This is a genomic window from Bremerella sp. P1 (assembly GCF_028748185.1).
GTDB lineage: Bacteria > Planctomycetota > Planctomycetia > Pirellulales > Pirellulaceae > Bremerella.
Window position 1 is genome coordinate 1239043 of record NZ_CP118164.1, and the last position, 25079, is coordinate 1264121.

The 25079-nt window shown below is 55.6% G+C and carries 24 protein-coding genes and 1 tRNA gene; 14 read left to right on the forward strand and 11 right to left on the reverse strand.

All coding sequences use genetic code 11. The features are described 5' to 3' along the window. Nucleotides 1–25: 25 nt before the first annotated feature. Entirely contained in the window at nt 26–676 is a 651-nt protein-coding gene (locus PSR63_RS05220; protein ID WP_274331343.1) for a hypothetical protein, read from the forward strand. Continuing rightward, on the forward strand, nt 676–1677 hold the full coding sequence (locus tag PSR63_RS05225; protein WP_274331344.1) for an alpha/beta hydrolase: 1002 nt from the start codon (nt 676–678) through the stop codon (nt 1675–1677). The genes PSR63_RS05220 and PSR63_RS05225 overlap by 1 nt, the downstream gene beginning before the upstream one ends. On the opposite strand, the gene PSR63_RS05230 is transcribed toward PSR63_RS05225, so the two are convergent. Continuing rightward, on the reverse strand, nt 1614–2243 hold the full coding sequence (locus tag PSR63_RS05230) for a TetR/AcrR family transcriptional regulator (RefSeq protein WP_274331346.1): 630 nt from the start codon (nt 2241–2243) through the stop codon (nt 1614–1616). The genes PSR63_RS05225 and PSR63_RS05230 overlap by 64 nt on opposite strands. Nucleotides 2244–2419: 176 nt before the next feature. Between PSR63_RS05230 and mddA the strand changes: the two genes are divergently transcribed. Both mddA and PSR63_RS05240 read left to right on the forward strand, forming a co-directional pair. After that, nucleotides 2420–3178 carry a methanethiol S-methyltransferase gene (gene mddA / locus PSR63_RS05235; RefSeq protein ID WP_274331348.1) on the forward strand — a complete coding sequence of 253 codons (759 nt, stop codon included), beginning with the start codon at nt 2420–2422 and terminating at the stop codon, nt 3176–3178. Between the two features lie 103 nt (nt 3179–3281). Further along, nucleotides 3282–3680 (forward strand): GNAT family N-acetyltransferase, encoded by a 399-nt coding sequence (locus PSR63_RS05240; protein WP_274331350.1) that lies wholly within the window; start codon nt 3282–3284, stop codon nt 3678–3680. A 29-nt stretch (nt 3681–3709) separates the two neighbouring features. Here PSR63_RS05240 and PSR63_RS05245 read toward each other — a convergent pair whose 3' ends face one another. Then, nucleotides 3710–4543 carry an MBL fold metallo-hydrolase gene (locus tag PSR63_RS05245; protein WP_274331352.1) on the reverse strand — a complete coding sequence of 278 codons (834 nt, stop codon included), beginning with the start codon at nt 4541–4543 and terminating at the stop codon, nt 3710–3712. A gap of 443 nt (nt 4544–4986) precedes the next feature. On the opposite strand from PSR63_RS05245, the gene PSR63_RS05250 reads away from it, so the two are divergent. The 4 genes from PSR63_RS05250 (at nt 4987) to PSR63_RS05265 (ending at nt 12450) form a co-directional block, all read left to right on the forward strand. Beyond that, nucleotides 4987–8694 carry a preprotein translocase subunit SecA gene (locus tag PSR63_RS05250; protein WP_274331353.1) on the forward strand — a complete coding sequence of 1236 codons (3708 nt, stop codon included), beginning with the start codon at nt 4987–4989 and terminating at the stop codon, nt 8692–8694. Between the two features lie 73 nt (nt 8695–8767). Then, nucleotides 8768–10081 (forward strand): 3-deoxy-D-manno-octulosonic acid transferase, encoded by a 1314-nt coding sequence (locus PSR63_RS05255; RefSeq protein ID WP_274331355.1) that lies wholly within the window; start codon nt 8768–8770, stop codon nt 10079–10081. Nucleotides 10082–10348: 267 nt separating this feature from the next. Beyond that, entirely contained in the window at nt 10349–11482 is a 1134-nt protein-coding gene (gene metK, locus PSR63_RS05260; RefSeq protein WP_443111111.1) for a methionine adenosyltransferase, read from the forward strand. A 101-nt stretch (nt 11483–11583) separates the two neighbouring features. Continuing rightward, complete coding sequence (locus tag PSR63_RS05265; protein ID WP_274331359.1) at nt 11584–12450, forward strand: hypothetical protein; 867 nt, start codon at nt 11584–11586, stop codon at nt 12448–12450. A gap of 29 nt (nt 12451–12479) precedes the next feature. Here the strand turns inward: PSR63_RS05265 and PSR63_RS05270 are convergent, their stop codons facing one another. Next, nucleotides 12480–12983 (reverse strand): hypothetical protein, encoded by a 504-nt coding sequence (locus PSR63_RS05270; protein WP_274331361.1) that lies wholly within the window; start codon nt 12981–12983, stop codon nt 12480–12482. A gap of 251 nt (nt 12984–13234) precedes the next feature. Here PSR63_RS05270 and PSR63_RS05275 point away from each other — a divergent pair, with 251 nt between their 5' ends. From PSR63_RS05275 to ruvX, 3 genes are read left to right on the forward strand one after another with little or no spacing between them, the layout of a single operon-like run. Then, the gene (locus PSR63_RS05275; RefSeq protein ID WP_274331362.1) at nt 13235–14650 is read left to right on the forward strand and encodes a UDPGP type 1 family protein; all 1416 of its coding nucleotides are present in this window, start codon (nt 13235–13237) and stop codon (nt 14648–14650) included. Nucleotides 14651–14660: 10 nt separating this feature from the next. After that, the gene (locus PSR63_RS05280; RefSeq protein ID WP_274331363.1) at nt 14661–15737 is read left to right on the forward strand and encodes a mannose-1-phosphate guanylyltransferase; all 1077 of its coding nucleotides are present in this window, start codon (nt 14661–14663) and stop codon (nt 15735–15737) included. A 12-nt stretch (nt 15738–15749) separates the two neighbouring features. Further along, on the forward strand, nt 15750–16229 hold the full coding sequence (gene ruvX / locus PSR63_RS05285) for a Holliday junction resolvase RuvX (RefSeq protein ID WP_274331365.1): 480 nt from the start codon (nt 15750–15752) through the stop codon (nt 16227–16229). On the opposite strand, the gene PSR63_RS05290 is transcribed toward ruvX, so the two are convergent. Beyond that, the gene (locus PSR63_RS05290) at nt 16226–17494 is read right to left on the reverse strand and encodes an MFS transporter (RefSeq protein ID WP_274331367.1); all 1269 of its coding nucleotides are present in this window, start codon (nt 17492–17494) and stop codon (nt 16226–16228) included. The genes ruvX and PSR63_RS05290 overlap by 4 nt on opposite strands. A 137-nt stretch (nt 17495–17631) precedes the next feature. Between PSR63_RS05290 and PSR63_RS05295 the strand changes: the two genes are divergently transcribed. Continuing rightward, a complete protein-coding gene (locus tag PSR63_RS05295) occupies nt 17632–18912 on the forward strand; it encodes a phenylacetate--CoA ligase family protein (RefSeq protein ID WP_274331368.1) in 1281 nt (426 codons plus the stop codon). Between the two features lie 5 nt (nt 18913–18917). Then, nucleotides 18918–19244: a DUF971 domain-containing protein gene (locus PSR63_RS05300; protein ID WP_274331369.1), complete on the forward strand. Its 327-nt coding sequence runs from the start codon at nt 18918–18920 to the stop codon at nt 19242–19244. Nucleotides 19245–19251: 7 nt separating this feature from the next. On the opposite strand, the gene PSR63_RS05305 is transcribed toward PSR63_RS05300, so the two are convergent. Together PSR63_RS05305 and PSR63_RS05310 are read right to left on the reverse strand one after the other, a co-directional pair. After that, entirely contained in the window at nt 19252–19926 is a 675-nt protein-coding gene (locus tag PSR63_RS05305; protein ID WP_274331371.1) for a hypothetical protein, read from the reverse strand. A 153-nt stretch (nt 19927–20079) separates the two neighbouring features. Continuing rightward, the gene (locus PSR63_RS05310) at nt 20080–20343 is read right to left on the reverse strand and encodes a hypothetical protein (RefSeq protein ID WP_274331373.1); all 264 of its coding nucleotides are present in this window, start codon (nt 20341–20343) and stop codon (nt 20080–20082) included. 717 nt (nt 20344–21060) lie between these two features. Between PSR63_RS05310 and PSR63_RS05315 the strand changes: the two genes are divergently transcribed. Continuing rightward, nucleotides 21061–21146 (forward strand) — tRNA-Leu (locus tag PSR63_RS05315). 166 nt (nt 21147–21312) lie between these two features. Here PSR63_RS05315 and PSR63_RS05320 read toward each other — a convergent pair. From PSR63_RS05320 to PSR63_RS05340, 5 genes are all read right to left on the reverse strand, one after another. Beyond that, the gene (locus tag PSR63_RS05320; RefSeq protein ID WP_274331375.1) at nt 21313–22539 is read right to left on the reverse strand and encodes a tyrosine-type recombinase/integrase; all 1227 of its coding nucleotides are present in this window, start codon (nt 22537–22539) and stop codon (nt 21313–21315) included. Nucleotides 22540–22628: 89 nt separating this feature from the next. Continuing rightward, nucleotides 22629–22859 (reverse strand): helix-turn-helix transcriptional regulator, encoded by a 231-nt coding sequence (locus PSR63_RS05325; protein ID WP_274331376.1) that lies wholly within the window; start codon nt 22857–22859, stop codon nt 22629–22631. 94 nt (nt 22860–22953) lie between these two features. Beyond that, entirely contained in the window at nt 22954–23169 is a 216-nt protein-coding gene (locus PSR63_RS05330) for a helix-turn-helix domain-containing protein (RefSeq protein WP_274331378.1), read from the reverse strand. Continuing rightward, the gene (locus tag PSR63_RS05335) at nt 23153–23731 is read right to left on the reverse strand and encodes a hypothetical protein (protein WP_274331380.1); all 579 of its coding nucleotides are present in this window, start codon (nt 23729–23731) and stop codon (nt 23153–23155) included. Before PSR63_RS05335 ends, PSR63_RS05330 begins: the two co-directional genes overlap by 17 nt. Before the next feature lie 139 nt (nt 23732–23870). Continuing rightward, a protein-coding gene (locus tag PSR63_RS05340) for an IS3 family transposase (RefSeq protein WP_274334292.1) occupies nt 23871–25015 on the reverse strand; the annotation gives its coding sequence in 2 pieces (ribosomal slippage) (nt 23871–24781 and nt 24781–25015; 1146 coding nt in all). Nucleotides 25016–25079: the final 64 nt, after the last annotated feature.

A 25079-nucleotide genomic window follows, 5' to 3' on the forward strand; every position in this document is an offset into this window, starting at 1 on the left:
ACCTTTTTGACTTTCGCATAGGACCATGGCTTCCATCAAGATTTTCAACACGACTCCGGCAACTTATGGCAAAGACTACGAGCGAGGCTGGATTGGATTCAATCACGCCGGTAGCTGGTTTTCCAAAGGTATCGCCCAGGTAGAGCAGTGGAAACAAGTCTCGGACATAACCGTTTCTCACGTATTTGTGGTGACAGGTGAAGACGAGTGCGTGGAAGCAGCCTATCCCAAAGGCGTCGTTCGGTCGAAGCTGAGTGAAGAGTATTGGTCGAAAGATGATCGATACGTGATCTTCCGAAAACCGAAGGGACTGACGCCAGAACTGGCCGATCGGATTGCGGAAACGGCTGAGGCGGAACTGGGCACCGAGTTCGACTACCACACGACCGCCAACCTGGCGCTGCAAAAGAACTTCTTCGGTTGGATCATCAACTGGATGACCTCCGATGAAGTGAACCGTGCCGCTGATTCGCTCGTGGAAGACGACAGCCGATGGCTTTGCAGTGCGCTGGGTGCTTACTGCTTGAAGTCTCAACCCGAATTCAACGGCATCGGCGTACTCGAGAAGAAGCCTGGCATGCTGACCCCTCAGGAGTTGTTCGAGTCGGACGAAGTCTTTGAACCAGTGCAGCGAACCGATGGAAGCCGCACGCCAGTAAAAAATGCCAACGACTGATGATGAACGGAATCTGGTACACGCTCCCCTTCCTTTTCATTGCTTTGATTGGCTTTGTGTTCGGGCTGCGCGTTCTCGTTCGGAAAATGCTTAGCGGAACCTACAAGGCTGGCGAAGTTCTCGATCCGTATCGTCCCAAGAATTTCTCCATCCCAGATCCGGTAAAAGTCGATTTCGAAGGCGAAAAACAAACCACACTTCGCGGGCGATTCTGGCAGGGAGCAACCGATAAGGCGATCATCGTCGTCCATGGCATTGACGGACCATCGATCGAGATGTTGCCCCATGTATCGTACCTATACCGGGCCGGGTACAGCGTGCTTGTATACGACAACCGCGGACGTGGCGACAGCGACGGTGGTTTCTCGACGCTTGGGTTCCTCGAATGGCGCGATGTGCTTCACGCAATCAACTGGGTAAAGCGTCAGCCAGGGATTGCCGAGAATAAGATCGGACTGCACGGCCTTTCACTCGGGGCGGCTTGCGTAATCATGGCCGCGGCGAAAGATCAACAAGTTCGCGGTGTCCTGGCCGAAAGCCCTTTTGTTTCGATGCCGATCATGCTGGCGCACATTGCTAACAAGATGACACGGCTCCCCAAGTTTCTGGTCGGAGAGATCGTGAGAATCTTCCTCGACTGGTCCCTGGAAACGAAGTTGCGACTGGTCGAACCTCATACGGCCGTTAAGAACATCGCTCCACGACCGATCTACATTATCGATGCCGAAGAGGATCAACTCTTTCCAGTTGATACCTCGCAGACAGTTTACGATGCCGCTGGTGAACCAAAGCGATTTTGGAAAGTACGCGGAGCCGCTCACGCGAACTGTTGGCATGTGAAGCCAGAAGAATACGAACAGCGGGCTCTGGATTTCTGGGAGGATGTCTTCGCGGATAGTGAGCCTGTTGCCGAGACGACCGGGGCAGAGCTTCCGCCCTACAAATCGGCTCCTGCAGAGGCGTCGTCCGCCGATGAGTCTTCTGCTTCTTCACGCACCTGACGCAGCGCGTCGTCGATTGCCAGGTCGGCCAATTCCTTGGCCAGTTCGATGGTGTGCGGGTTCTGCGTGACGTGCTTGGTGATGTAGGCCCCTTCGATGATCAGGCAAAGCTTGCGTGCAAGTTCTTCGGGATCTTTCACCTGGCAATTCTTTGCCAGCACGACGACGAACTCTTCGAACGTATGCTTATTTCGCGCAGCCGCCTGAAAGACCGGCTCGGTGGGCAACGGGAACTCCATCGCGGCCCGCACGAAAAAACATCCATGAAAATCGTCCTGCACCAGAAACATATCAACCAAGTCGAAAATGGCCCGCAATTGCCCTTCGGGCGTCCCTCCGCCTCGCTCCCAGACGACTTGCTTACAGAGTCCTTCGAGCCAATCTCCTTTGCCATCGAGGGCAGCTAAGAGCAGGTCGTCTTTTGACTCGAAGTGCTTATAGAATGCGGTTTTACTGATTCCGACGTCGGAGAGAATCTGGTCGATACCGACGTTCCGAAACCCGTCTCGATAGAACCGGCTGCTGGCAGCTTCGATCAGTCGCTCGCGCGTAGGTGCTTTGACCATAGATTTCCCCTAAATGCGTTCCCCCGACCCGCCAGGTGTACCACGAGTCAACCCAAAGTGTACCACAAGTAAACGCAACACCTGGGCGGGAAACACGATAATGACGTGACGGCGCTAAATGAGCGACGTTCCTAAGCGATCAACTGCCCCATAGTAAACAGAGAAAGACCCCAATCATGCTGCGAATCATCTCCTTCCTGTACGCCGTATCTGCCTATTTAGGCTTCTTGGCAATCGTCACGTATTTCATGGCTTTCCTGGCCGGCATGATCGTTCCGATCACTGTCGATACCCCTTCGCAGCTTCCCCTGGCCGCTGCGATCGCTATCGACATTGGCCTCATTTCGCTCTTCGCTGCCCAACATTCGATCATGGCGCGGCCAGCATTTAAGCGGATGTGGACAAAGATTGTCCCCGAGCCAATCGAGCGAGCCACGTATGTTTGGGCCTCGAATATCGTCCTGGGAATCGTCCTGTTCTGCTGGCAAGGTATCGACATGGTCATCTGGGACATCCAGCAGCCAGCGCTGCGAATCACGATGTGGGCACTCTACGTGATTGGGTTCCTGATGGTGCCGGTGGTGAGCCTGATGATTAACCACTTCGACCTGTTCGGCCTGCGACAAGCCTGGCTGCACCTGAACGAGAAGGAATACCAGCCGCTCCCATTCCGTACTCCGCTGCTGTACGCCCTCGTGCGACACCCGCTGTACGTTGCTTGGGCGGCCGCATTTTGGTTCACGCCAACCATGACCGCTGGACACCTTCTGTTTGCCGTCGGCATGACCGTTTACATGGGTCTGGCTGCGATCGTGGAAGAACGAGACCTGATCAACGTCTATGGAGATCAGTACCGCAAATACCAACGCACCGTGGGAATGTTCGTTCCTCGGCTGACAGGCCGCACGTCGCCAGAAGAGACGGCCACGATGTAGACGCGTTGGGCGGTTGCTCTAAGAGAGATTATGATGAACCGCTGGCAGGAACATGTGTCCTTGCCAGCGGTTTTTCTTTTTGGGCACCCTGCTGACCACGCCAATGATCGAGTACCTAGTCGAGCCGAATCTATCTGTCGATGAATACCGGGAAGTATTGATCCGCTCGGAACTGGCCGAGCGTCGTCCGGTCGACGACCTCGAGAAGCTGACCAAGATGGTCCGCAACGCAGATATCCTTTGCACGGCCCGCAGCGCAGGCCAATTGGTAGGGATAGCCCGCAGCATGACCGACTTCGCCCACGCGACCTACCTGGCCGATCTAGCCGTCGATCAGGCCTTTCAGAAACAAGGCATCGGTCGTGAACTGATTGCCCGGACCCACGAGGTCGCTGGCAAACATACCATTCTGCTACTTCTCGCGGCACCGAAAGCGGCCAGCTATTATCCGCACGTGGGCATGGAGAAACATGATTCTTGCTGGATTATTCCGAGAGAGTGACATTGCAGAAATGTGCGATGGGGTCGCACTCACGTCAGTGGCAATTCCAACCCATCGTAAGCCAGTTCCATCCCCTCAGGCAGCCACGCGTTGGTTCGCTCGTGCTCGAGCTTACAGGCAATGTGCGTGAAGTACGTCTTTTTTGCACCAACCTTTTGAGCAACCTCCACCGCTTCTTCAATGGAGAAATGCGTCGGATGAGGTTCCGGTCGCAAGGCGTCCAGGACCAGTACGTCTAAGCCTTCAAGCTTCGCCCAACTCTCTTCGGGAATGTGATTCACATCGGTGCAGTAAGCAACGTTTCCGACGCGAAAGCCCAAGACTTGAAAGCGGGGACCATGCTGCAAGCGGATCGGCGTGACTTTCGCTCCGAGCACCTCGAAAGGATTCAACCCAATCTCTTTCATATCGAGTGCCGGCCGCGAACCAACATGGGTCTGCACTTCGGTGCTGAAGGCATAGTCGTACACCTTGCGGATCTTGGCGTCGACATTGGCCTCGCAGTAGATAGGCACAGCGTGGCCGATATAGAACTGAAAGAGCCGGATGTCATCGAGGCCAAACAGGTGATCGGCATGACTGTGCGTGAAGGCAACGGCGTGAATGATGCCAATCCCGGTGGCGAGAAGCTGCGTCCGCAAGTCAGGCGGCGTATCGATCAGCAGATTCCCCTCAGGCAAGCCGAAGATAACGCTGCACCGTGTTCGCTTATTCTTTGGATTGGTGCTTTGGCAGACATCGCAGCCACAACCCACCACAGGCACCCCCATCGAGGTACCTGTACCTAGAAAGAGAAGTCGCCCGCGAATGTCCCGCGTGACGATATTCTTCTTTGCTGGCTTGGGCGCGGGAGACTGGCTCATTCTTCCTCTTTCTGCTCGCTTTTTCCTGGTCTGAGAATCGCAAATGGCGACTGCCGATGCAACCCCGCCGACCGATCCGAGAAAGGTTGTGCGTAACCTCTTGTCAGGAAAACGCTTCTAACCGAAGGCTCTCCGGCAAAGTCGTAAACTTTGGCGCCACATGGACTGACCTCGCTAGCAGAAGGGTGACCACATCGTGAGAATCTTCACGGAATCTACGCTAGCTGGGCAAGGGAAACGGTCCTGGTATCGAATACCATGATAGCGGAGCCGACGATCCATGCGTGCTCAAGCGCGGTTGACCCCTTTGAGTAATCCCTATAATCTACGATATGGGAAGGGTTTGCGCGCACGCTTAAGTTGTGGCGGTGTCTACAAATAAGGTCTTGTTTCGCCTCAACTAGTGCTTTTGATACGCCCCCACCCCCAGGTGATATTCAGCGATGGAGAAACTGGAACAGATTTGGGAAAAGATCAGCCTCTTTTTCGGCGGTCTTTTGAGCGGTTTTGAACGACTGATCACATCGATGTTCGGTTCGTCTAACGCTCGATATATCAAGAAGTTGCAGGGCACCGTTGATGCGATCAACGAACTGGAATCGAAGTACGAAGCATTGTCCGATGACGAACTTCGTGACCAGACCCGTCTCTTCAAGCAACGACTTGCCTCCGGCGAAACGCTGGATGACATATTGGTCGAGGCCTTCGCTGTCGGCCGCGAAGCAGGCAAACGCTTTCTCGGCATGCGGCATTACGATGTCCAGCTGATCGGTGGTATCGTCCTGCACCGTGGCAACGTGGCCGAAATGGTCACTGGTGAAGGTAAAACGTTGGTGGCCACGCTGCCGGCATACCTCAATGCCCTTGAGGGCAAAGGGGTGTACGTGATCACGGTGAACGATTATCTCGCTCGTCGTGACATGGAGTGGATGGCCCCACTCTACCGTGGACTCGGCCTGACCGTGAACGCGATCCAGAACGACATGTCGGTACGCGATCGTCAACAGGCCTACAGCTGCGACATCACCTACGGTACGAACAACGAGTTCGGCTTCGATTACTTGCGCGACAATATGCGCCCCGCCGCGCGTGGCGATGGTCGCTTCCCGAAGGAATACCAACAATCGCAAGGCCGTTTGCACTACGCGATCATCGACGAAGTCGACAACATTCTGATCGACGAAGCCCGGACCCCGCTGATCATTAGTGGTCCGGCTAACATGAGCAAAGAGAAGTATGGCGATGCTGACAAGATCGCTCGTACGCTCAAGAAAGACGAGCATTTCGTCGTCAACGAAAAAGACCGAACCACCAACCTGACCGAAGAAGGTGTGCGTGCCGCGGAACGCCTGGCTGGCGTCGAAAGCTTCTACACCTCGGGCAACATGGAATGGCCGCACCTGATCGACAACGCGCTGCGTGCCCATTACCTGTACCAGCTCGACGTCGACTACGTGGTGGAAGACGGCAAGATTGTGATCATCGATGTTCACACCGGCCGTAAGATGGAAGGCCGGCAGTGGAGCGACGGTATGCACCAGGCCGTCGAAGCGAAGGAAGGGGTCAAGATCAAAGAAGAGACCCAGACCTTGGCCACAGTCACGCTGCAGAACTTCTTCAAGCTGTTCGATAAGCTGTCGGGGATGACCGGTACGGCCATGACCGAAGCAGGCGAACTTTGGAAGATCTACCAGTTGGACGTCATCGCGATTCCGACCAACCGGGAGATGCAGCGTATCACGTACACCGACGTGATCTTCATGACTGAAAACGAGAAATACGAAGCGGTCGCTGACGAAATCGAACGCACGATCAAATGGGACGTCGTCACCTTCAAGAACGGCGACGAAATGTGGGGCGACATCCTCAAGGAAAACGAAGACTCGATCGAGATTCATCCGAAGGGTCAGAAGCAGCCCACCAAGATCGAACGCGGCAAGATCAAGGCCATTCAATACAAAGGCCGCCCTGTGCTGGTCGGTACGGTCAGTATTGAAAAGAGTGAACGCCTTTCGCGGCTCCTCGACAAACGCGGCATCAAGCACGATTTGCTCAATGCCAAGCAGCACAAACGCGAAGCCGACATCGTCGCGCAGGCAGGTCGTATCGGAGCTGTAACGATCGCCACCAACATGGCCGGTCGTGGTACCGACATTATCATGGGTGGTAACCCAGAAACGATGGCCTGGGCTCAGCTTCAGCATAAATACCCCACACGCCTGGAGGTCCCACAAGACGAATGGGATCAGCTGGTCAACGAGATTGAACAGCGCGAGCAGATGAAGGCGATGGGCAAGAAGGTCAAGGATCTGGGCGGCCTGCACGTGATCGGTACCGAGCGTCACGAATCGCGCCGTATCGACCTTCAGTTGCGTGGTCGTTGTGGTCGTCAAGGCGACCCGGGTAGCTCGCGGTTCTTCCTTTCCTTGGAAGACGACCTGATGCGAATCTACTTCGGCGACTGGGCTCGCAACTTCATTCAACGAATGCCAGCCGCTATGCGGCCGCAGCCAGGCGACGCGATCGAGAGCAAGATGATCATGCGTCGTATCGAAGGTGCCCAGAAAAAACGTGAAGAACAGAACTTCGAGGCTCGTAAGAACCTGCTCGAATACGACGAGGTGATGGACGAGCAGCGTAAGCGAGTCTACGGCTTCCGCCAGCAAATCCTGGAAGGTGGCGACAGCCGTGACCTGATCATGGACATGGTCCGCGAGCAGATCGAATACCACGTGCAGATGTTCCTGGAAAAGGACTTCGGCATCGAAACGTTCGCCAAGTGGGCAGGCAGCGAACTGTCGTGCGAATTGAACACGCGCGACCTTCGCAATCTGGATTTCCCTGCGGCTGAAACGTACGCCAAAGACATGGCCGAACGAGCCGCCGCATCGAACATCATGGCTTCGATCGACGAGAACCTGCCCGATAGCGAAGACGAAAGCGAATGGAACTGGGGCGCGATGGCCCGCTTCGCAAACAGCATGTGGAAGTTGAACCTGAATGATCGCGATCTGCGTAAAGTTGGTCGCGACCAGGTCGACGAGTTCCTGATCACCAAGGCTCGCGAGTCGATCGAAAAGGTTGACCTAAGTGACGGTGAGAAGTTCCTCGACAAAGACTTTGGTCTCAACACGCTGAACCATTGGTGCAAGTACAAGTTCGGCTTCAACATCGACATCGAGAAGCTGCAGGAAAAACCGGCGAAGGCCGCGATCGACCTCGTGCATGAAAAGGCGATCGAAGTCTACGATCAGAAGGAATCGGAATATCCGGTCCTGACTGGCCTGTATCGCTTTAGCGACAAGAGCGGCGGGCACGCTCGCCTGAACCGCGAGGGCCTTCTGGAATGGGCTGCCAACCGCTTTGAAACGCCGCTGAATCCAGAAGACTTCAAGAGCAAGCAGCGGGAAGAGATTCAGCAGATGCTGGTCCCGCTGAGCGAAAAGCATAAGAAGATTGCCCTCGAGAAGATGAAAGCCGTTCACGAAAAGGTCGAGCAGCTTTACGAGGACAACCAGGAAACCCAGACCCTTTCGGTTATCAGCGGCGGCAATGGCCAGATGGGTTCGCTTAATGCCTGGATCCAGCAAAACATCGAAACGGAAATCCCTGAAGCTGAGTTGGAACAGTTCGACAAAGCCCAGTTAGAAGCACGACTGATCCGTGAAGTTTACGAGCGTTACCGCCCGGAAATGATGCGGATGGAACGCAGCGTTCTGCTGGAATTGATCGATAATGCCTGGAAAGATCACCTCCTGGCAATGGACCACCTCCGTAGCGCGGTCAGCTTTGTCGGTTACGCCCAGGTCGACTCCAAAGTCGAATTCAAACGCGAAGGCATGCGACTTTTCGATCAGATGTGGCGCAGCGTCGGCGAACGCGTGACCGATCTGGTTTACAAGATCGAAAACCTGAACGAAGAGTTCGTGAGCTCGACCTGGAAGGAATCAGAAGCTCGCCACGACTCCGCCTCGAGCATGACCGACATGGCTCGTCAGCAGGAAGAGGCGATCAACAACACGCAGGGAGACACTGAGGTCACCGCACCGATTCGTAACGTCGGCGAAAAGATCCGCCGTAACGATCCGTGCCCGTGTGGCAGCGGCAAGAAGTACAAGGCCTGCTGCATGAAGCAGGAACAAGCGAACTAGACTCGCAAGTTCCCCTCGCGCTGCACAGGGCGCGAGGATGCTGCTGGCTAGTTGCAACACCGGGACGGATCCCATGTTCACTTGGCTACTCAACTTCGTCTATCTGGCCCTGGTCCTTGCTGCCAGTCCGTTCTTGCTGTGGGCCGCCGTGACCAAAGGAAAGTACCGCGAAGGCTTCGCGGAGAAGTTCCTCGGACGTGTACCTCGCCGCCTCGAAACAACATCGCAGCATCTCTGGCTGCACGCGGTTAGCGTAGGCGAGGTCAATCTGCTTGCTCCTCTCATCCAAGAGCTTGAGCAAACCTATCCTGGCATCACCTTTCATATCACGACGACGACGAAGGCTGGTCACGAACTAGCAAAGACTAAGTACGCCCAGCATACGGTCAGCTACGCGCCGCTTGATTTCTCGTGGGCCGTTAACCGTGCCTACCAACGTATCCAACCGGATGCGGTACTCCTGGCAGAACTGGAGTTGTGGCCGAACCTGATTCGATTTGCCGATCGCCACGACGCCAAGATTGCCGTGGTAAATGGCCGTTTGAGCGAGAAGAGTCATCGGGGTTACTCCCGCATTCGTTTTCTCGTAGCCCCTCTGCTGAAGAAACTCGACTGGATCGGCGCCCAAGACCAGACCTACGCAGACCGATTCACCGATCTGGGAGCAAACCCGGACCAAGTTGAAGTGACCGGCTCGATCAAGTTTGACGGGATCACACCTGATCGGCAGAACGCACAAACCCAATCTTTCCGCCAACTAGCAGGCCTGGCCGAAAAGGACATCGTCTGGCTGGCCGGCAGTACGCAAAATGGCGAGGAACCGGTCATCCTGGAAGCTTTCCATGCTGCCCAGCAGCAGGTTCCGACCCTGAAGCTGTTGCTCGTTCCACGGCACCCCCATCGTTTCGACGAAGTCGCGCACTACCTCGAAGCTCAGAACATAGCCTTTCAGCGCCGTAGTCAGCTCACGGCGGGAAGTCCTTGCGATTCCAACATCCTGTTGATTGACAGTGTCGGCGAACTTTCAGCCTGGTGGGGAACCGCAGACATCGCATTCGTGGGAGGTAGTTTGGGTAATCGTGGCGGACAAAACATGATCGAACCGTCTGCATACGGTGCCGCCGTTGCCGTGGGGCCCAACACGTGGAACTTCAAAGACGTGGTCGAACGCCTTCGAGCGGCCGAGGCCCTGACGGTTGTTCGCGACGGGGAAAGCCTCACAACGTTCGTCGTAAAGGCTTCCCTCGACACTACTTGGCGGCAACACCAGGGAGAGCGGGCCAAGGATGTTGTCTTGGCTCAACAGGGTGCCACGTCACGTACGATCGAGGGTCTGAAGCCTCTTTTGGATCCGCCCAAGATCGTCAAATTCCGCACAGCCGCATAACGTTACGTTCACTGAGATGGACTGTAACCCCATGCGTCACGCAAATCTGAACCCGCACCGACAGAATTCCGCCTTGTAAAGTCATTTTCGGCTTATTTACCCGGTTGTTCGTCTTCTTCTCTTATCCCTATAATGCCCTATTCGCCAACAGGCTGGGGCCATGTGTTGGTGCAACCATTCCTCCCCGCGCACCAGCGCAGCATCGTATCTCAGGAGAATCTATCGGTGGCTTCTGGAAAGTATTTGTTCACTAGCGAATCGGTCAGCATGGGTCACCCCGACAAGATGGCCGACCAAATTTCGGACGGCATCTTGGACGCATTGCTCGCTCAAGACCCTCACAGCCGCGTTGCCTGCGAAACGATGGTTACCACCGGCGTTGCCATCGTCGCTGGTGAGATCACCACGAAGGCAACGATCGACTACCAAGACGTGATTCGCCAGGTGATTCGCGACATCGGTTACACCAATGACGACATGGGCTTCAACGCCGACACGTGTGCCGTCATGGTGACTTTGGACCGTCAAAGCCCAGATATCGCTCAAGGCGTCAACGACGACTCGGCCAAGGGCAAGGAAATCGGTGCCGGTGACCAGGGTCTGATGTTTGGCTACGCATGTAACCACACCCCGGAACTGATGCCGCTGCCAGTTGCTCTGTCGCACCGCATCCTCAACCGATTGACCGAAGCTCGCCAGAACGGTGAAGTCAATTGGCTGCGTCCCGACAGCAAGAGCCAGGTGACCGTTGAATTCGATGGCGATCGTCCTGTGGGTATTCACACGGTCGTTGTTTCGACCCAGCACGCTGACGGGGTCGACAACGAAACGATCCGCAAGTTTGTCATCGACGAAGTGATCAAGCCGGTTCTGCCGGAAGAGTTCGTCGACGACGACATCATCTTCCACATCAACCCAACCGGCAAGTTTGTCGTCGGTGGACCGATGGGTGACTGCGGCCTGACCGGTCGTAAGATCATCGTCGACACCTACGGTGGCTGGGGTCGTCATGGTGGTGGTGCATTCAGCGGCAAGGACTCGACCAAGGTCGACCGTAGTGCTGCTTACATGGGCCGCTACGTTGCCAAGAACATTGTCGCCGCCGGCCTGGCCGATCGCTGCGAAGTTCAGTTGGCTTACGCTATCGGCGTGACCGATCCTGTTTCGGTTCATATCGACACGTTCGGCACCGGCAAAGTCGACGATGAAAAGATCGCCGAGATCGTTAAAGAAATCTTCCCGCTGAGCCCTGGCGGAATCATCGATTACTTGGACCTGCGTCGTCCGATCTTCCGCGCAACCGCGGCAGGTGGTCACTTCGGTCGCGATGAATTCCCATGGGAAGCCACCGACAAAGCGGAAGAACTGGCTAAGCTGGCCGGCGTGACCGTTTCGGCGTAAGTTCGCCCCTGTTCATATCCGCATTGCGAGAATTTAGGGTTCCTGTCACACTTCGTGGCAGGAACCCTTTTGTTTGCGCCCCGCTTGCAGGATGTGTTGGCATGGATCGCCAAAGCCCTTCCGTTTCGCCTGAACTCCGTGGAATTTGCCTCTCTCTGGCAGTCGGAGGAACCGGACTGCTAGCGACTGCGGCTGTGATTGCTTGTGGCGTGCGCCTCTCGCTCGTTGAATTCAACGTCCTTTCGGCTGGTTCTTCGCTGGCGATCACTTTGTTGGCCGCTGCCTGGTGCGCCTCGATTCGTGCTGCCTGGCTGGCTGCTTCACCCAAAGCGTTGAGCCCCAGATTGCACGGCGTGATTGCCATCCTACCGCTCGTCTCGGCGATACTGATTGCCCGAGCCGTGACCTTCGCCCCGCTGACGGAGTTCTCTACCTTCCTACTTTGGTTTGCAGTTCTGGCGCAGGAAGCGACAACCCTTTCTCTGTTCGTAACAACAATCTTTGGCGATCGGATCGGCGAAGCACTGAATCGTTCGCAAACACAACCAGCCACGCCAACGCTTGCAGCGTCCATTCCGATGGAAACCGAAGAAGCCCCTGCTTCAAACGAGGAACCGATCGAAGAAGAGTCGTTCGATCTACCGCCCGGTGTCACTCAGCAACTGACCCGAGCCACCGAGGACGGCCAGGAACACATTCATGGCCTGGTCCGCGCGAAGTTCGTCAGCGGGCAGCGTCATGTGTACCTGCATGTCGGCTTCTGCCCTCCCCTGCCCAGCGTGCCGCAGGTGGAACTCCATCAGTTAGAAGGCCCGGACGTTCAAATTAAGCCTGGCCAGGTACTGACCAGCGGCGTTCGCTTTGACTTAAAGCTCCGCGAAGCTCCGACCGTCGATGCCTCGCCAGTGTTCGAGTTTATGGCGACTTGCCCGACTTCGGACAACGAAGGCCTCCGAGCAGCCTGTTAAGCACGAAGCTCTTCGGCACAAGCTCGACATCACTTAAACGCTCTGGCGTTGTCTGAGTTCAGCAACACGATCAGCGTGAAGATCGAGTAGCCGGCGAAGAACAGCCCCAGCGGATTCAGTCCCAACAGAAACAAAACCGCCATCAGCGCCGAGATGCCTGCCAGGACGATGGTCAGAATCCGTCCCCACTCTTTTTGGCACTGCACACCGTAGCCAGCCAGGACCGTCGGTAGTCCGGTGAGTGCGAAGACGACCCCCATGCCAATGAACACGGCGGTCATGATCCCTAACGCCGCTTCGTCTTCTGCGGTTAACTGCTGATCTTGCTCGATAATTCCACCCATCATCTGGGTGAACGTCGCTCCGAAAATTGCCAAGCAGGCCCCACAACCAACCTGAAGTCCACCGAACACATAATTAATGATCGCAACCGCGATGATTAAGCCGGTATTCGCCTCACCTGATGGCGGACGATATCCAGGCGTTTGAGTCGGCGGCGGAGAGCGAAATGGATCATCTTCAAAATGTGACACGAAAGCGTCCTTCGAATTGTGCGATTAGCACCCAAATCAAAGTGTCAGGGTTGGCAGGGATTTTATCACTTCGCTTGATGAGTGGCCATATTTGCTAGTTCGCACGTGCAATGTGGGAATTTTTTAAGAATTTTCGCCGAAGATGCGTTCCCTTGGCGGTTTCGGCGCGGTGAATGCCCTGCTTGGCTTGTAAGTCTTTGCACGTTTCCAATAATGACGTGCAGCCACAACAACCACGCTAGAAAACTAACGTGAAATCGGAGAGTACGATGTCGTCGCAGCAGGAACTTGTGAAACAACTCAACGACGCCGGCCAAACAGAAATGGCCCAATATCTTGCCGTTTGTGAAGCAGGAATCGCTCAGAAGCTGGCCGCTCAACTCGAGCAAATCGACTTAGAAGAGCTGGCTGAAATCGCAGGGGAACAAACGTCAGAAGAAAGCCCTCGAGATTACACCAAGCTGCAGCCCCCCAAAGCCGTCCGTCTAAAAGACCAAGACGATCCGAGCAAAATCGCAGCGGCTCGCGAGGTTGGTGAGCAACTTCTCAAAGAAGGAAAAGTCGCCGCACTACTGGTCGCCGGCGGCCAAGGCTCGCGTCTAGGATTCGATCACCCCAAAGGCATGTTCCCCGTTGGTCCGGTCACTGGGAATACGCTCTTTCAGATCCACCTGGAAAAGATCGTTGCTCGCAGTCGTCGCTACGGCAAAGCCATCCCGCTCTACTTGATGACCAGCCCAGCCACGCACGATGAGACGATTGAGTTCCTCGACAAGCACGATCGCTTCGGCATGGCAAAGGAAGACCTATACATCTTCTGCCAGGGCACCATGCCAGCGATTGACAAGGAAACCAATCAACTGCTGCTCGCTGAGCCCGATCAATTAGCCCTCAGCCCTGATGGACACGGCGGGATGCTGGCTGCCCTGGTTAAAAGCGGCTGCCTGGAAGACATGAATCAGCGCGGCATCGAGCAGATCTATTACTTCCAGGTCGATAACCCACTCGCCGACGTGTGCGAACCAGAGTTCCTCGGCTTGCACCATCAGGCCGACAGCGAAATGTCAACGCAGGTTGTTGCCAAGAAGCTGCCCGAAGAGAAGCTTGGCATCCTGGCCGAACTCGACGGACAACTGCAACTGGTCGAATATAGCGAGCTTCCTGCCGAGCAGGCCGCCGAAACGATCGAAGACGGAACGTTGAAGCACTGGGCCGGTAACATCGCGGTGCACGGTGTGAAGAAATCGTTCCTGCAGCGCATGTCCACCCAAGCAGGCAGCTTGCCATGGCACAAAGCGATCAAGAAGGTCCCTTACGTCAGCGCAGCCGGAGATACCATCGCCCCAGAATCACCGAACGCCATTAAGTTCGAGCGATTCATCTTCGACCTACTACCCCAAGCCCAGAACCCGATGGTGGTGGAAGTCGATCCCGCTTTGCGATTCGCACCGGTAAAGAATGCCGACGGTGCTCCGTCCGATACACCTCAAGCCGCCAAGGATGCGCTGTGTGCGGTTCACCGCTCATGGCTGAAGCAATGTGGCGTCGAGTGTGCTGAAGACCGTAAGATAGAGATCAGCCCGCTGACCGCCCTCGATGCCGATCAACTCAAGGAAAAGCTGGAATCCCAGCCAGAACTGGCCAAGGCCGACTACATCAACGACTAAGGAGAGCACCATGTTACACGCGATCATTATGGCCGGAGGATCCGGCACGCGTTTCTGGCCTGCCAGTCGAAATCAACAGCCGAAGCAATTGCTGCGGATGACCGGCGAAGCTTCCATGATCCAGGCAACCTGCAATCGCTTGGGCGACCTGGTACCGAGCGAGCAGCTTTACATCTTCACGGCGAAGCACTTGGTCGATCCGATCGCCGAGCAACTTCCCAAGGTGCCAAGAAACTCGATCGTGGGCGAACCCCACAAGAGAGACACGGCTCCGTGTATCGGCTTGGCAGCTCTGCTCGTGCAGAAGAACGATCCCGACGGCACGATGGTGGTCATGCCGTCGGATCATGTGATCTCGCCCGAGTCGGTCTTTCGCGAATCGATTGAAGCTGCCGTCGCCCTGGTCGATGCCCAGCCAGAGCGAATCGTGACGTTTGGTATTCCGCCAACCTACGCGGCCGAGACGTTCGGCTACATCGAACGCGGTACCCCGCTCCCATCGACGTCGATCAAAGCCTATGAAGTGGTTCGCTTCCGCGAAAAGCCCAAAGGCAAGGTCGCCGAAGAGTACTTCGATTCTGGTAATTTTTACTGGAACGCCGGGATCTTCATTTGGAAGGCCAAGACCGTTCTCGACGCATTAAAGAAGAACGAGCCAGAGATGTTCGCTCATCTTGAAAAGATCGCGGACGCTTGGGGAACGGATCAGCAAGACGCAGTGTTCGACGAGGAATTCGGCGCCATCCAAGGCAAGTCGATCGACTACGCCGTGATGGAGCACCACGAAGAGATCGTCGTCGTTGAGGCACCCTTCAACTGGGATGATGTCGGCAACTGGCAAAGCATGGCTCGGCTGCATGGGCAGGACGAATGTGGCAACACCCACCTGGGCGAGGTTCTTGCGATCGACTCAAACGGTTGTATCGTTCGCGGAGAAGAGGGGCATTTGATCGTCACTCTGGGCACGCAGGAATTGATTATTGTCCACACGCCAGATGCAACGTTAGTGGCGGATAAGTCGCGGGAAGAAGACATCCGCAAGGTGGTTAAAAAGCTGGAAGAGGGAGGACTGCGGCACCTTCTGTAATGGCCCGCGATCATGAGCAGCCAAGTCCCTGAGATTCCGGAAAAAGGGCGCATCGCAGCCGTCGATTATGGCACGGTGCGTATCGGCGTCGCGATCACCGACCCCGACCGGGTGCTGTGCAGCCCTTTGGAAAACTATAACCGCCGCAGCCCTTCGAAAGATGCCCAGTATTTCAAGGAACTGGCAGAACTAGAGCGAATTGTTCTCTTTGTTGTTGGGCTGCCGGTTCACATGAGCGGCGACGAGAGCCAGAAGTCTTTCGAAGCACGCCAGTTCGGCAAGTGGCTCTACGAGACCACCAACGTGCCGGTAACGTTCTACGACGAACGCTTCACCACGAGCATGGCCAAAGACATGCTGCAAGAGGCAGGCCTTACCAAGAAACGCCGCAAGGCCCGTCTCGATATGCTGTCGGCGCAGATCTTATTGACCGCGTTTCTCGAGAACCCTGATCGTGCGTTGGGCAGCATCTCAGGGCTCGAAGATCGCTAAGCTTCGCTCGATGCGAAGTCTTTTCCACTTCTCGAAGCGACAATCACCAGCAGTAGGCCGATCCCCATGATGATCGCTGAGATCACAAATGGGGCAATGATGTTGAGCTTCAACAGCGGAATCCCCAGGCCTGAGCCGATGATGCGGGCCAGAGAGTTCACACTTTGACCAATCCCCAGAATACCGCCCTGCTTGTCCGGATCGCTGCGACGAGAAATGAACGAGTTGAGTGACGGCATCATGAAACCAAAGCCGGCAACGACGATCGCCAGCGAGCCCATCAGAAGCCCAACGGATTGATCTTGTGTGGCCTTCAGAATCAGCAGCATACCAACGGTCATCAAGATACAGCCGAAAGATGCCAAGACCCCTTCGCTTATCTTGCCGGCCACTCGACGCACGATTCCCCCTTGGACCAGCGCCAACGTGAAACCGATATAGGCATAAGTCAAACAAACCTGGCCGAAAGTAAACGAGAACGGTTGCTCTTGTCCTTTACGACCTTTAAGCAACATCGAGAGCGTTGTCTCGAAATTCGCAAACGAGAACACCACGACAAACAAGGCGACCAACAGCAACACAATCGACGGGATTGAAAGAGCATCACGCAGACCGGACATCGAAAGATTCTGCTTCGCCGCCGAAGGGCTATTCACCGAAAGGCTTTCAGGCAACTTGAAATAGGCCAACAGCAACGCAGCCAGGGAAAGTCCCGCCGCGGCAAACCCTGGAGCCGGCCCTGGGTCGCCTGTGCCACTGGGCACGGCCAGATAGCCAAAGAGTGGGCCGAACGTAAAACCAAGACCGAATGCCATCCCGATCAACGCCATCCCCTTGGGACGCTCGGTTAAGGTCGTTGTGTCGGCAATATAGGCCTGAGCTGTGGAGATAGTCGCCCCAGCGATACCAGCACCAATTCGCGACACAAACAAGAGCGTCAGCGACTGCATGATCGTGGCTACGCCGAACAGCGAGTAGAAGACAACACTTCCCAGCAGACCGATCATCAACACCGGGCGACGACCGATCCGGTCGGAAAGCCTTCCCCATAGTGGGGCGAAAATAAACTGCATGGCCGAGAAACTGGCCATCAGCAAACCGATCAGCCAGCCAGCTTCATCCACGACGAACTGATCGGCATAAATCGGCAGCAAAGGCAGAACCATGCCGAAGCCCAACAGGTCGATGAAAACCGTCAGGAACACAATGCCCCGGGCCGCTCGATTGCCTTGCGGACCTTCTGTTTCAACTTGGGCATCTGACATGTACTTCTCCGGCTGGGTATGGGGCGGTGGGATAAAGCTTCCATCTTAATCGGAATCCCCCGTACTGCGTTAGGAGGGGCAGCGGGCATTCGCCGACCCGACTGGTCTCGGCATGTCGGACGTTTTATGATTCAACCATGGAACCGACTACCCCCCAACAGCGCGAAACGTATCGTTGCCACAGCCCTGAGCATCTGGCCGAGTATCAGTTGTCACAGCTGAACGCGATGCTGGCCGAGATTCTCCCGCAGAATAAGTTTTACGCCGAGAAATTCGCGGACGTGAAGCTGCCTCTGACATCCTTAGATGAGCTCAGCCAACTACCTTTCACGTTCAAAGAAGAGTTGATCGGTAGCCACGAAAGTGGAGATCTGGCCAATAATCGCACCTACGACGTCGACCAGTACGTCCGCTTTCATCGTACCAGCGGAACACGCGGACGCCCGATGGTGGTGCTCGATACCGAGACCGACTGGCAGTGGTGGATCGAGGCCTGGCAGTACGTACTCGACGTGGCCGAGGTCAACAGTACGGACCGCTGCTTCTTTGCGTTCAGCTTTGGCCCCTTCGTCGGGTTCTGGAGTGCCTTTGACGCGGCAACCCACCGGGGGTGTCTGGCGATTCCCAGCGGTGGCCTGAGCACAGCAAGCCGGCTGGAACTGATTCAACATAGCCGTGCCACCGTCGTCTTCTGCACGCCGACGTATGCCCTGCACATGGCAGAGGTCGCTCAGCAAAATCACATTCACCTCGACGAACTCGGCGTGCGATGCCTGATCCTCGCAGGCGAGCCGGGTGGTTCGATTCCGGAAATTCGCGATCGCATCCAGTCCGCCTGGAATGCCAAGGTAATCGACCATAGCGGTGCCACGGAAGTCGGTCCATGGGGGTTTTCTGACGCCGACCAAACGGGCGTCTACGTCAACGAAGCTTACTTCCTACCGGAGTTCATTTCGGTCGATACCGGGACAGCGGCCGCCGAAGGGGAACTTTCAGAACTGATTATCACTACGCTGGGTAGAAACGGTTCGCCAGTGATCCGCTATCGCACCGGCGACCTTGTGAAGCCACGCTGGAACACCGCCGGCCGCTGCAATTTTGTGCTGCTGGAAGGAGGCGTGCTCGGTCGCACCGATGACATGATGATCATCCGCGGCGTGAATGTCTTTCCGACCTCGATCGAACAGATCCTCCGTGGCTTTCCCGAAGTGATTGAGTATCGCCTGACGGCTGTAAAGCGAGGCGAAATGGACGCAATTTCCGTGGAAGTCGAAGACCGTAAACAAGAGCCGGAGCGGATCGCTCAGGAGTTGCAACTGCGACTCGGCCTGAAGGTCGAAGTTCAATTGGTCGAAGCAGGCACCTTGCCCCGCTTTGAAGGAAAAGGCCGCCGCTTTATCGATTCACGAAAGGGGTAGCCTGAATGACAGCCCAACCCACTGCTCTTGCCTTGCTGCCTGATGGACGTCTGCGGATCGATTGGAGTGACGATACCGTCCGCGTTTACAAGCCACGCGAATTGCGAGAAGCGAGCCCAGACGCGCTGACGCGTGAGAAGAAATCGCACGAAGCCGAGAAACCGGCCAGCCAACTGACCATCTTGAGCCCAGCCGAGATGGCACCCCTTACCATCAAAGGCATGAATCCGGTCGGTCACTACGCATACCAAATCGTGTTTAGTGACGGCCACGATTCCGGCATCTACCGGTATGAATATCTCTACGAACTCGGCGAGCCGTTGGAAGTTTAACTGGCAGCTACACGTCTAAGTAGAACTCGTGCAGGAACTGGCCCACAAAGTCGCCGTGCAGGTAAACCTGGACACATACGGAGACCAGCATGAAGATCCCCACAACGACCAGGAAGATACCGTAGGGATTGACCGAAAGTTTTTCGTGCCGGCGAACGACTTGAGTCAGGGCCAATTCCAATTGACGCCAGCCCGAGAAGTCTTGCCGGGGGCCAACCGATTTGATCAAGACGTTACGCGTCCCGTAGTCTTCTTCCATGATCAAATGCAACTGGAGCGTTGGCAGAAATAGCGATTCGCCTGCCCAGCGAGCAGAAGGATCAAGGCCATCCGCCACTTCTCGCAAAAGGGGCCGCAGATGCTTAATCGTTGTGTTATAAGCCACGATCCGTGGTCGCCGCGTCAATATGAAGAAGGCCACCATCAGAAAATAAAGCGTCAGCATCATCAGCCAGGCGTACGGACCATAGACGCTAATCGACCAACTTGGCATCATCAGAGCCAGCGGTCCGATCAACGCGAGACCACTTAGACCAATCGACAAGGCCAATGCATCTCGGCCACCTGAAGTGATGAACGGTCCCCTGCGCAAATTGATAAAGCCAATCAGCGCGAGATAGGCCGCCAGCGGGCAGATGGCAATTGCCAGTCGTACAGGGTCGCCCGTCAAATCGCCGGTCATGATCGATTCCCGATAGAGTTTCTTAGGTCGGGTCTCATTTTAGGTCGCGCCAGCAAGTACGGTCAATCGACCACTTCAGAAGCAAGCAGCATCAGCGGCAAGTCGATAGACAGATTGCCGCCGAGATCTTTGCCGCAAAAAGTAGAAAATCTTCTATGCAACCAGCTCAACATTGGCAATGCCGTGCAGTTTGCACAGGCGAAAAACGTCGGCCAGATGATCAAAGCGGCAAGCAGATGCCGCAAAAATACGCACATGCGTTTGCTCGCAACGATCGTTACCACACAGCTTTGCGAGCAACTCGGTCAGTGCGATCATCTTGCCGTCGACGAACGTTTTGCCCGTCGGCGATAACACCACATCGAGTCGATCTGAAGCCGATGTGCCCGCCAAATGAAAATGTCGAGGTGCGATCATCTCTCTCGTTCGCCAATCCCCAAGGGTCAAGTTACCAATGTGTTTAGGACCCGAAGTTTGCCTGAGAAGTTCACTTGGCGTCTGCCAAAAAGCTACTTCCTCACTTCGAGATTCAGCCGTTAGTGCACTTTATGTGCCAATGAAACTAGCTACGGCTGAGAACCTGACCCTCAATGATTGTCGGACGAACTCCTTGTTCCTTGGAATGTTGTTTGTGAATCGTCGATCTGCCAAAAATGCCTTGGAAGAACGATCGAGCCGCCTCACTTGCCATCCTGGCCAGTAGCATTACCGCCCCTACCGCTGCCATCAGTAAGGTCACACCTATTGCCACAAATGCGGAAATAGCGGCGGCAATGAGCCAAATCATGGTCTCTACGACGCTGGGCTGTCGGTAGTTCATGGTTCTAGATTACTTTCTTGAATCCCTAATCAGCGATACGTGAAGTTCTGATGCTACTTCGCGAGAATCGTTTCGATCTTGGTCAAAAAGTCAATCCAGACCTATGGGCTGCGGGACACAGAACATCGATAAGTGTGTGCCGCCCAACTGTTTGGCATCAATCCACTTGTGATTCCCTGCCGGGGGTGTCACAATGCGACTCGTTGCCAACGCCCAGCAATATAGCACCGCACCACCGGTTTGGGTTACTAGGTGAGCAATAAATTCTCACTTTTTACCAGAAAACCAACATGGCGGCGGTTACTCTCCCATTAGGCCGAGTGGCGGAACTGGCAGACGCACAGGACTTAAAATCCTGCGAGGGGTAACCCTCGTGCGGGTTCGATCCCCGCCTCGGCCACTACGTCAAAGCCCGTCAAGAAACGCCCAAAAGCCTTTCCTGACGGGCTTTACGCATTTCCAGGCTCCGCAGATCTCCCACGAGCCAGAACGCCAGGAGACGCCAAGGAACGCCACCAAACGGCACGAGGTTGTGCAAACCACTGTGCGAACCAAAGCAACACCCCCTACCCCTCCTTCGTGGAGCCTCCAAGGTTCTCAAGCACCCCCAGAAGACGCTCATTCAGAGCCTCCGCCTTGGCCAGTCGCTCAGCCAACTCGCCCTGGCCAGCCTTCGGCTCCTCCGCCTCACCGAAAAACTTTCGCCGCTTCTCCGCAGCACCGGCCAGCGACTGAGCCGCGTTCAGATAGTATCGCTCCGTCGTCACCGAGGTGGAGTGGCCAAGGTAACGGCTCGCCTCCGCAGTCGGCACACCAGCGGCAACAAGCTCTGTGCCGCAGGTCGAACGATACTCCTGGGGAGTTGGCCGCTGATCTACTGGAATCCCCGCAGCATCAGCAATCGCGTCCCAGTCGAAATAAAAAGCACGAATATCCTTCCCAGTCCAAGGCAAGATCGGCTCTGATCCCTTAGGTTTCCCGGATTCCACGAACCAGCTGTCCAACAATTCGTGAAGGGCGACAGCAGGGAGTTCGCGTTCTCGTCGTGCTTTGTTGCCGCTACCATCGCTTGGGATCGTCAGGGTCTGCTTTCTGCGGTTCCAGTTCTTCCAGGGGATAGCCATGATTTCGCAGCGTCGTGCTCCGAGTTCTTCCAACAGGAGGAGATACAGCCGCCACCAGGATTTGCTGCGTTGCTTCAGGACGAGATCGTCCTTGTCCAATGCTGCGAGCATCGCTTGTCGGATACTGGGATCGATGACGGTTGGATTCTTGAGGTCTTCGCGGACGATCAGCCCTTTGAACTTCGTGGTTCCGACCTGATGGTTCTGCTCGACGGCCCAGTTGATGGCAGTTCTGATCGAGCGAAGATCCTTGTTGACGGTTGGGGGTACCACAGATTCGAGTCGCTTGCCGATGAAGCCCTGAAGGACCGGGATGGTCACCTCGTCAAGCCAAAGGTCGCCCATGGCTTTCTGGAAGTTGTCGAGGCTCTGCTTATAGGCTGCTATGGTTAGCGGTCGTGTTCTGCCTTTCTTGCCGTCGAGGAACGCTTTGCTGAATTCCGACCATTTGATGCGGGTTGGCTTGGCTGTGCTGATGCCCCAGGGTGCCAGGGCGAGTTGTCGTTCCTTCTCACGGCGGATTTGATTTGCCACGGACTTATCGCGGGTCTTTGTGGTTTCGTAGGCGTATTTGCCGTTTGGCTGTTTCCACTTCATGACCCAGGTTTTGCTTTTGGTCTTCTTGCCGCTTTTGGTAACGGTTGGTTGGTAGAGCGTGACGGTCGCCATCGCTGTCTACTTGTCGTTCAGAAATGAAAAATGGTCCGACACCAGCGGACCATTGAGGAGGCTCAAGAACAAGTTTTGGGATGGCGAATCTAGAGCTTGTCGATGAAGGCAATGATGTCCTTTTCGAGCCAGCGTCGTTGTGTTCCGAGCTTCTTCGGCACGGGCAGCTGGCCTCGTTCGATCATTCGGTCGATTTCTCGGATCGACACGCCGAGTACAGCTGCGACGCCTTTGGTGTCGAGTAAGCGTTTGCCTTTTGGGAAGCCTTCGGGGATGGGGAGTTCGTTCTTGCGGGGTGCCATCCAGAGAAAATCAGCCATTGGGTTTGGTTCCTTACAGGTACAGTTTTTGCCGTGTGTTGCAAGGTTGTGGTGGTTGGTTAACTGCTCGGATCGAGATCGAAGCGGTTATGGTTTACAGGGATTCGAGGTAGTCGAGGATGTCGGCCTTCCGCCAGCGGTACAGGCGACCGATACGCTTGAACGGAGGGAGCCGCCCATCCTTACGCATCCGTCTAACCGTCTTGATCGAGACACCAAGCACAGCAGCTACCTGCTCAGAATCCATCAGGATTTCGCGGTCAGGAAAATCCTGGGGAGGCTCACAGCGTCGCTTAATCGGCACGTACATACTCCTTCTCCTTCAGCCGACGCGCACGCTGGCCCAGGTAGCGTTTGATGGTGCCGAAATGCTTCTCCGTATCGAACCGAAAAGCCTTCCATTCCCCGAGGAAAATGTGGAGTTCAGAATCGATTAGTTGGACCTGCAAATAATGCCCTCGGTACAGGAAGTAGGACACAGGCTCATCGTCAAACCAAAACGTCCGAACCTCAGCACCTAAGCAGCACCCAAGCGATTCCAAAACATCATCTGTCGGTCGCAGATTGCTGCGAGTCAGAGCAGCAGTAATGACACGCTGGAACGACAGGGGTTGGCTCTGGTGATGCGGAGAATCAAACAGGCATCGGATGAGTAGGCCGTCATAGAGCAAGACATAACAAGCGACACCGAAATCCACATCAAAACGGCCCTGCTCGTGACGGCAGGAATCGCAATGCAATAATTTATTACCATCGATCACGAAATACGCCTCTTCCTGAAGAGGGAGACTGCCTGGAGGGCTGTGATAAGTCAGGTGCTCCCAACCCATCCAGTCAGCTACATAGGACATCTCTGCGTAACGCTTTTGCATTAGCCTTCCTCCTGACCGTTAAGCTGCTCGTCGATCTTGGCCTGCAAAAACGGGAGAACCTGCTCCTCGATCACCTTCAGCATGTGCATGCCGTCAAGAAACTTTCGGCATGACCTGCCCCCACGAATGAAACCAGTCTTTAAGTTGTAGTTTTCAAGGATTCTTCCAGGGGAAGGTGCTGGAGCGTAGCGGAAGCAGCTTCCCCTGGAAGAATTGCCTCCGGTGCCGGTGGACGGTACCCCAGCGAACTGTGCGGGCGTACCGTGTTGTACTCGACGCGCCATCGTTCGATCAACACTTTTGCCTCCAGGAGCGTGTCTAAGAGCTCTCGATCGAGCAGTTCATCGCGTAACTTCCCGTTGAAGGATTCGATATAGCCATTCTCCCACGGGCTGCCTGGTTCAATGTACAAGGTGTTCACCTCGACTCGTTCCAGCCAGTCACGCACCTTTGTGGCGGTGAACTCTGAGCCGTTGTCGCTCCGGATGAAGTCCGGCACGCCTCGGCGAACAAACAGGTCACTAAGCCGCTCCAAGACGTCCTCACTGGTTAGTTGTCGGGCCACGTCGATCGCCAGGCACTCACGTGTGTATTCATCGATCAGTGTCAGCATCCGGAAGGCTCGACCATCGTGCGTTCGGTGATGCACGAAGTCATAGCTCCAGACCTCATCGCGTTGACTCGGCCGCAAGCGAACACACGAACCATCATTAAGCCACAGGCGACGTCGTTTAGGCTGCCTTTTCGGCACTTTCAGGCCTTCACGACGCCACAGGCGTTCAATGCGTTTATGGTTCACCTGCCAACCTTTCCGTCGTAGCATCTCGGTAATTCGCCGATAGCCATAACGGCCGTACTGTTCAGCAAGTTCAATCATCTCCCGGACCAGGCGAGGCTCGTCATCGGGAACCCAGCGAACACGGCGCTGCGTGGAACGAGGCTGTCCCAGCACCCGGCAGGCCCTCCGTTCTGAGACTCGCTCGCGTCCCAAGGTATCTCGCACGTGCTCGACGAATCGCCGTCGCTTGTCCGGGCTCAGAAGTTTCCCGAAGCGGCCTCCTTCAGGATCGCCTTGTCGAGTTCGGCATCAGCCAGCAGTCGCTTCAGGCGAGCGTTCTCTTTCTCGAGCTCTTTCAAACGCTTGGCCTGATCGGTACGAACACCACCATACTCCTTCCGCCAGCGGTAGTACGTCTGCTCTGTGACGCCGATGGCCTTGCAGGCCTGGGCAATTGTCTTGTCCTGCGAAAGAAGCACCTCCGCTTCGCGGAGATGCTGAATGATCTGCTCGGGCGTGAATCTTCTGACCTGCCCCCTTCAACCGCGTCCATTCGGTAAATTAGTTATT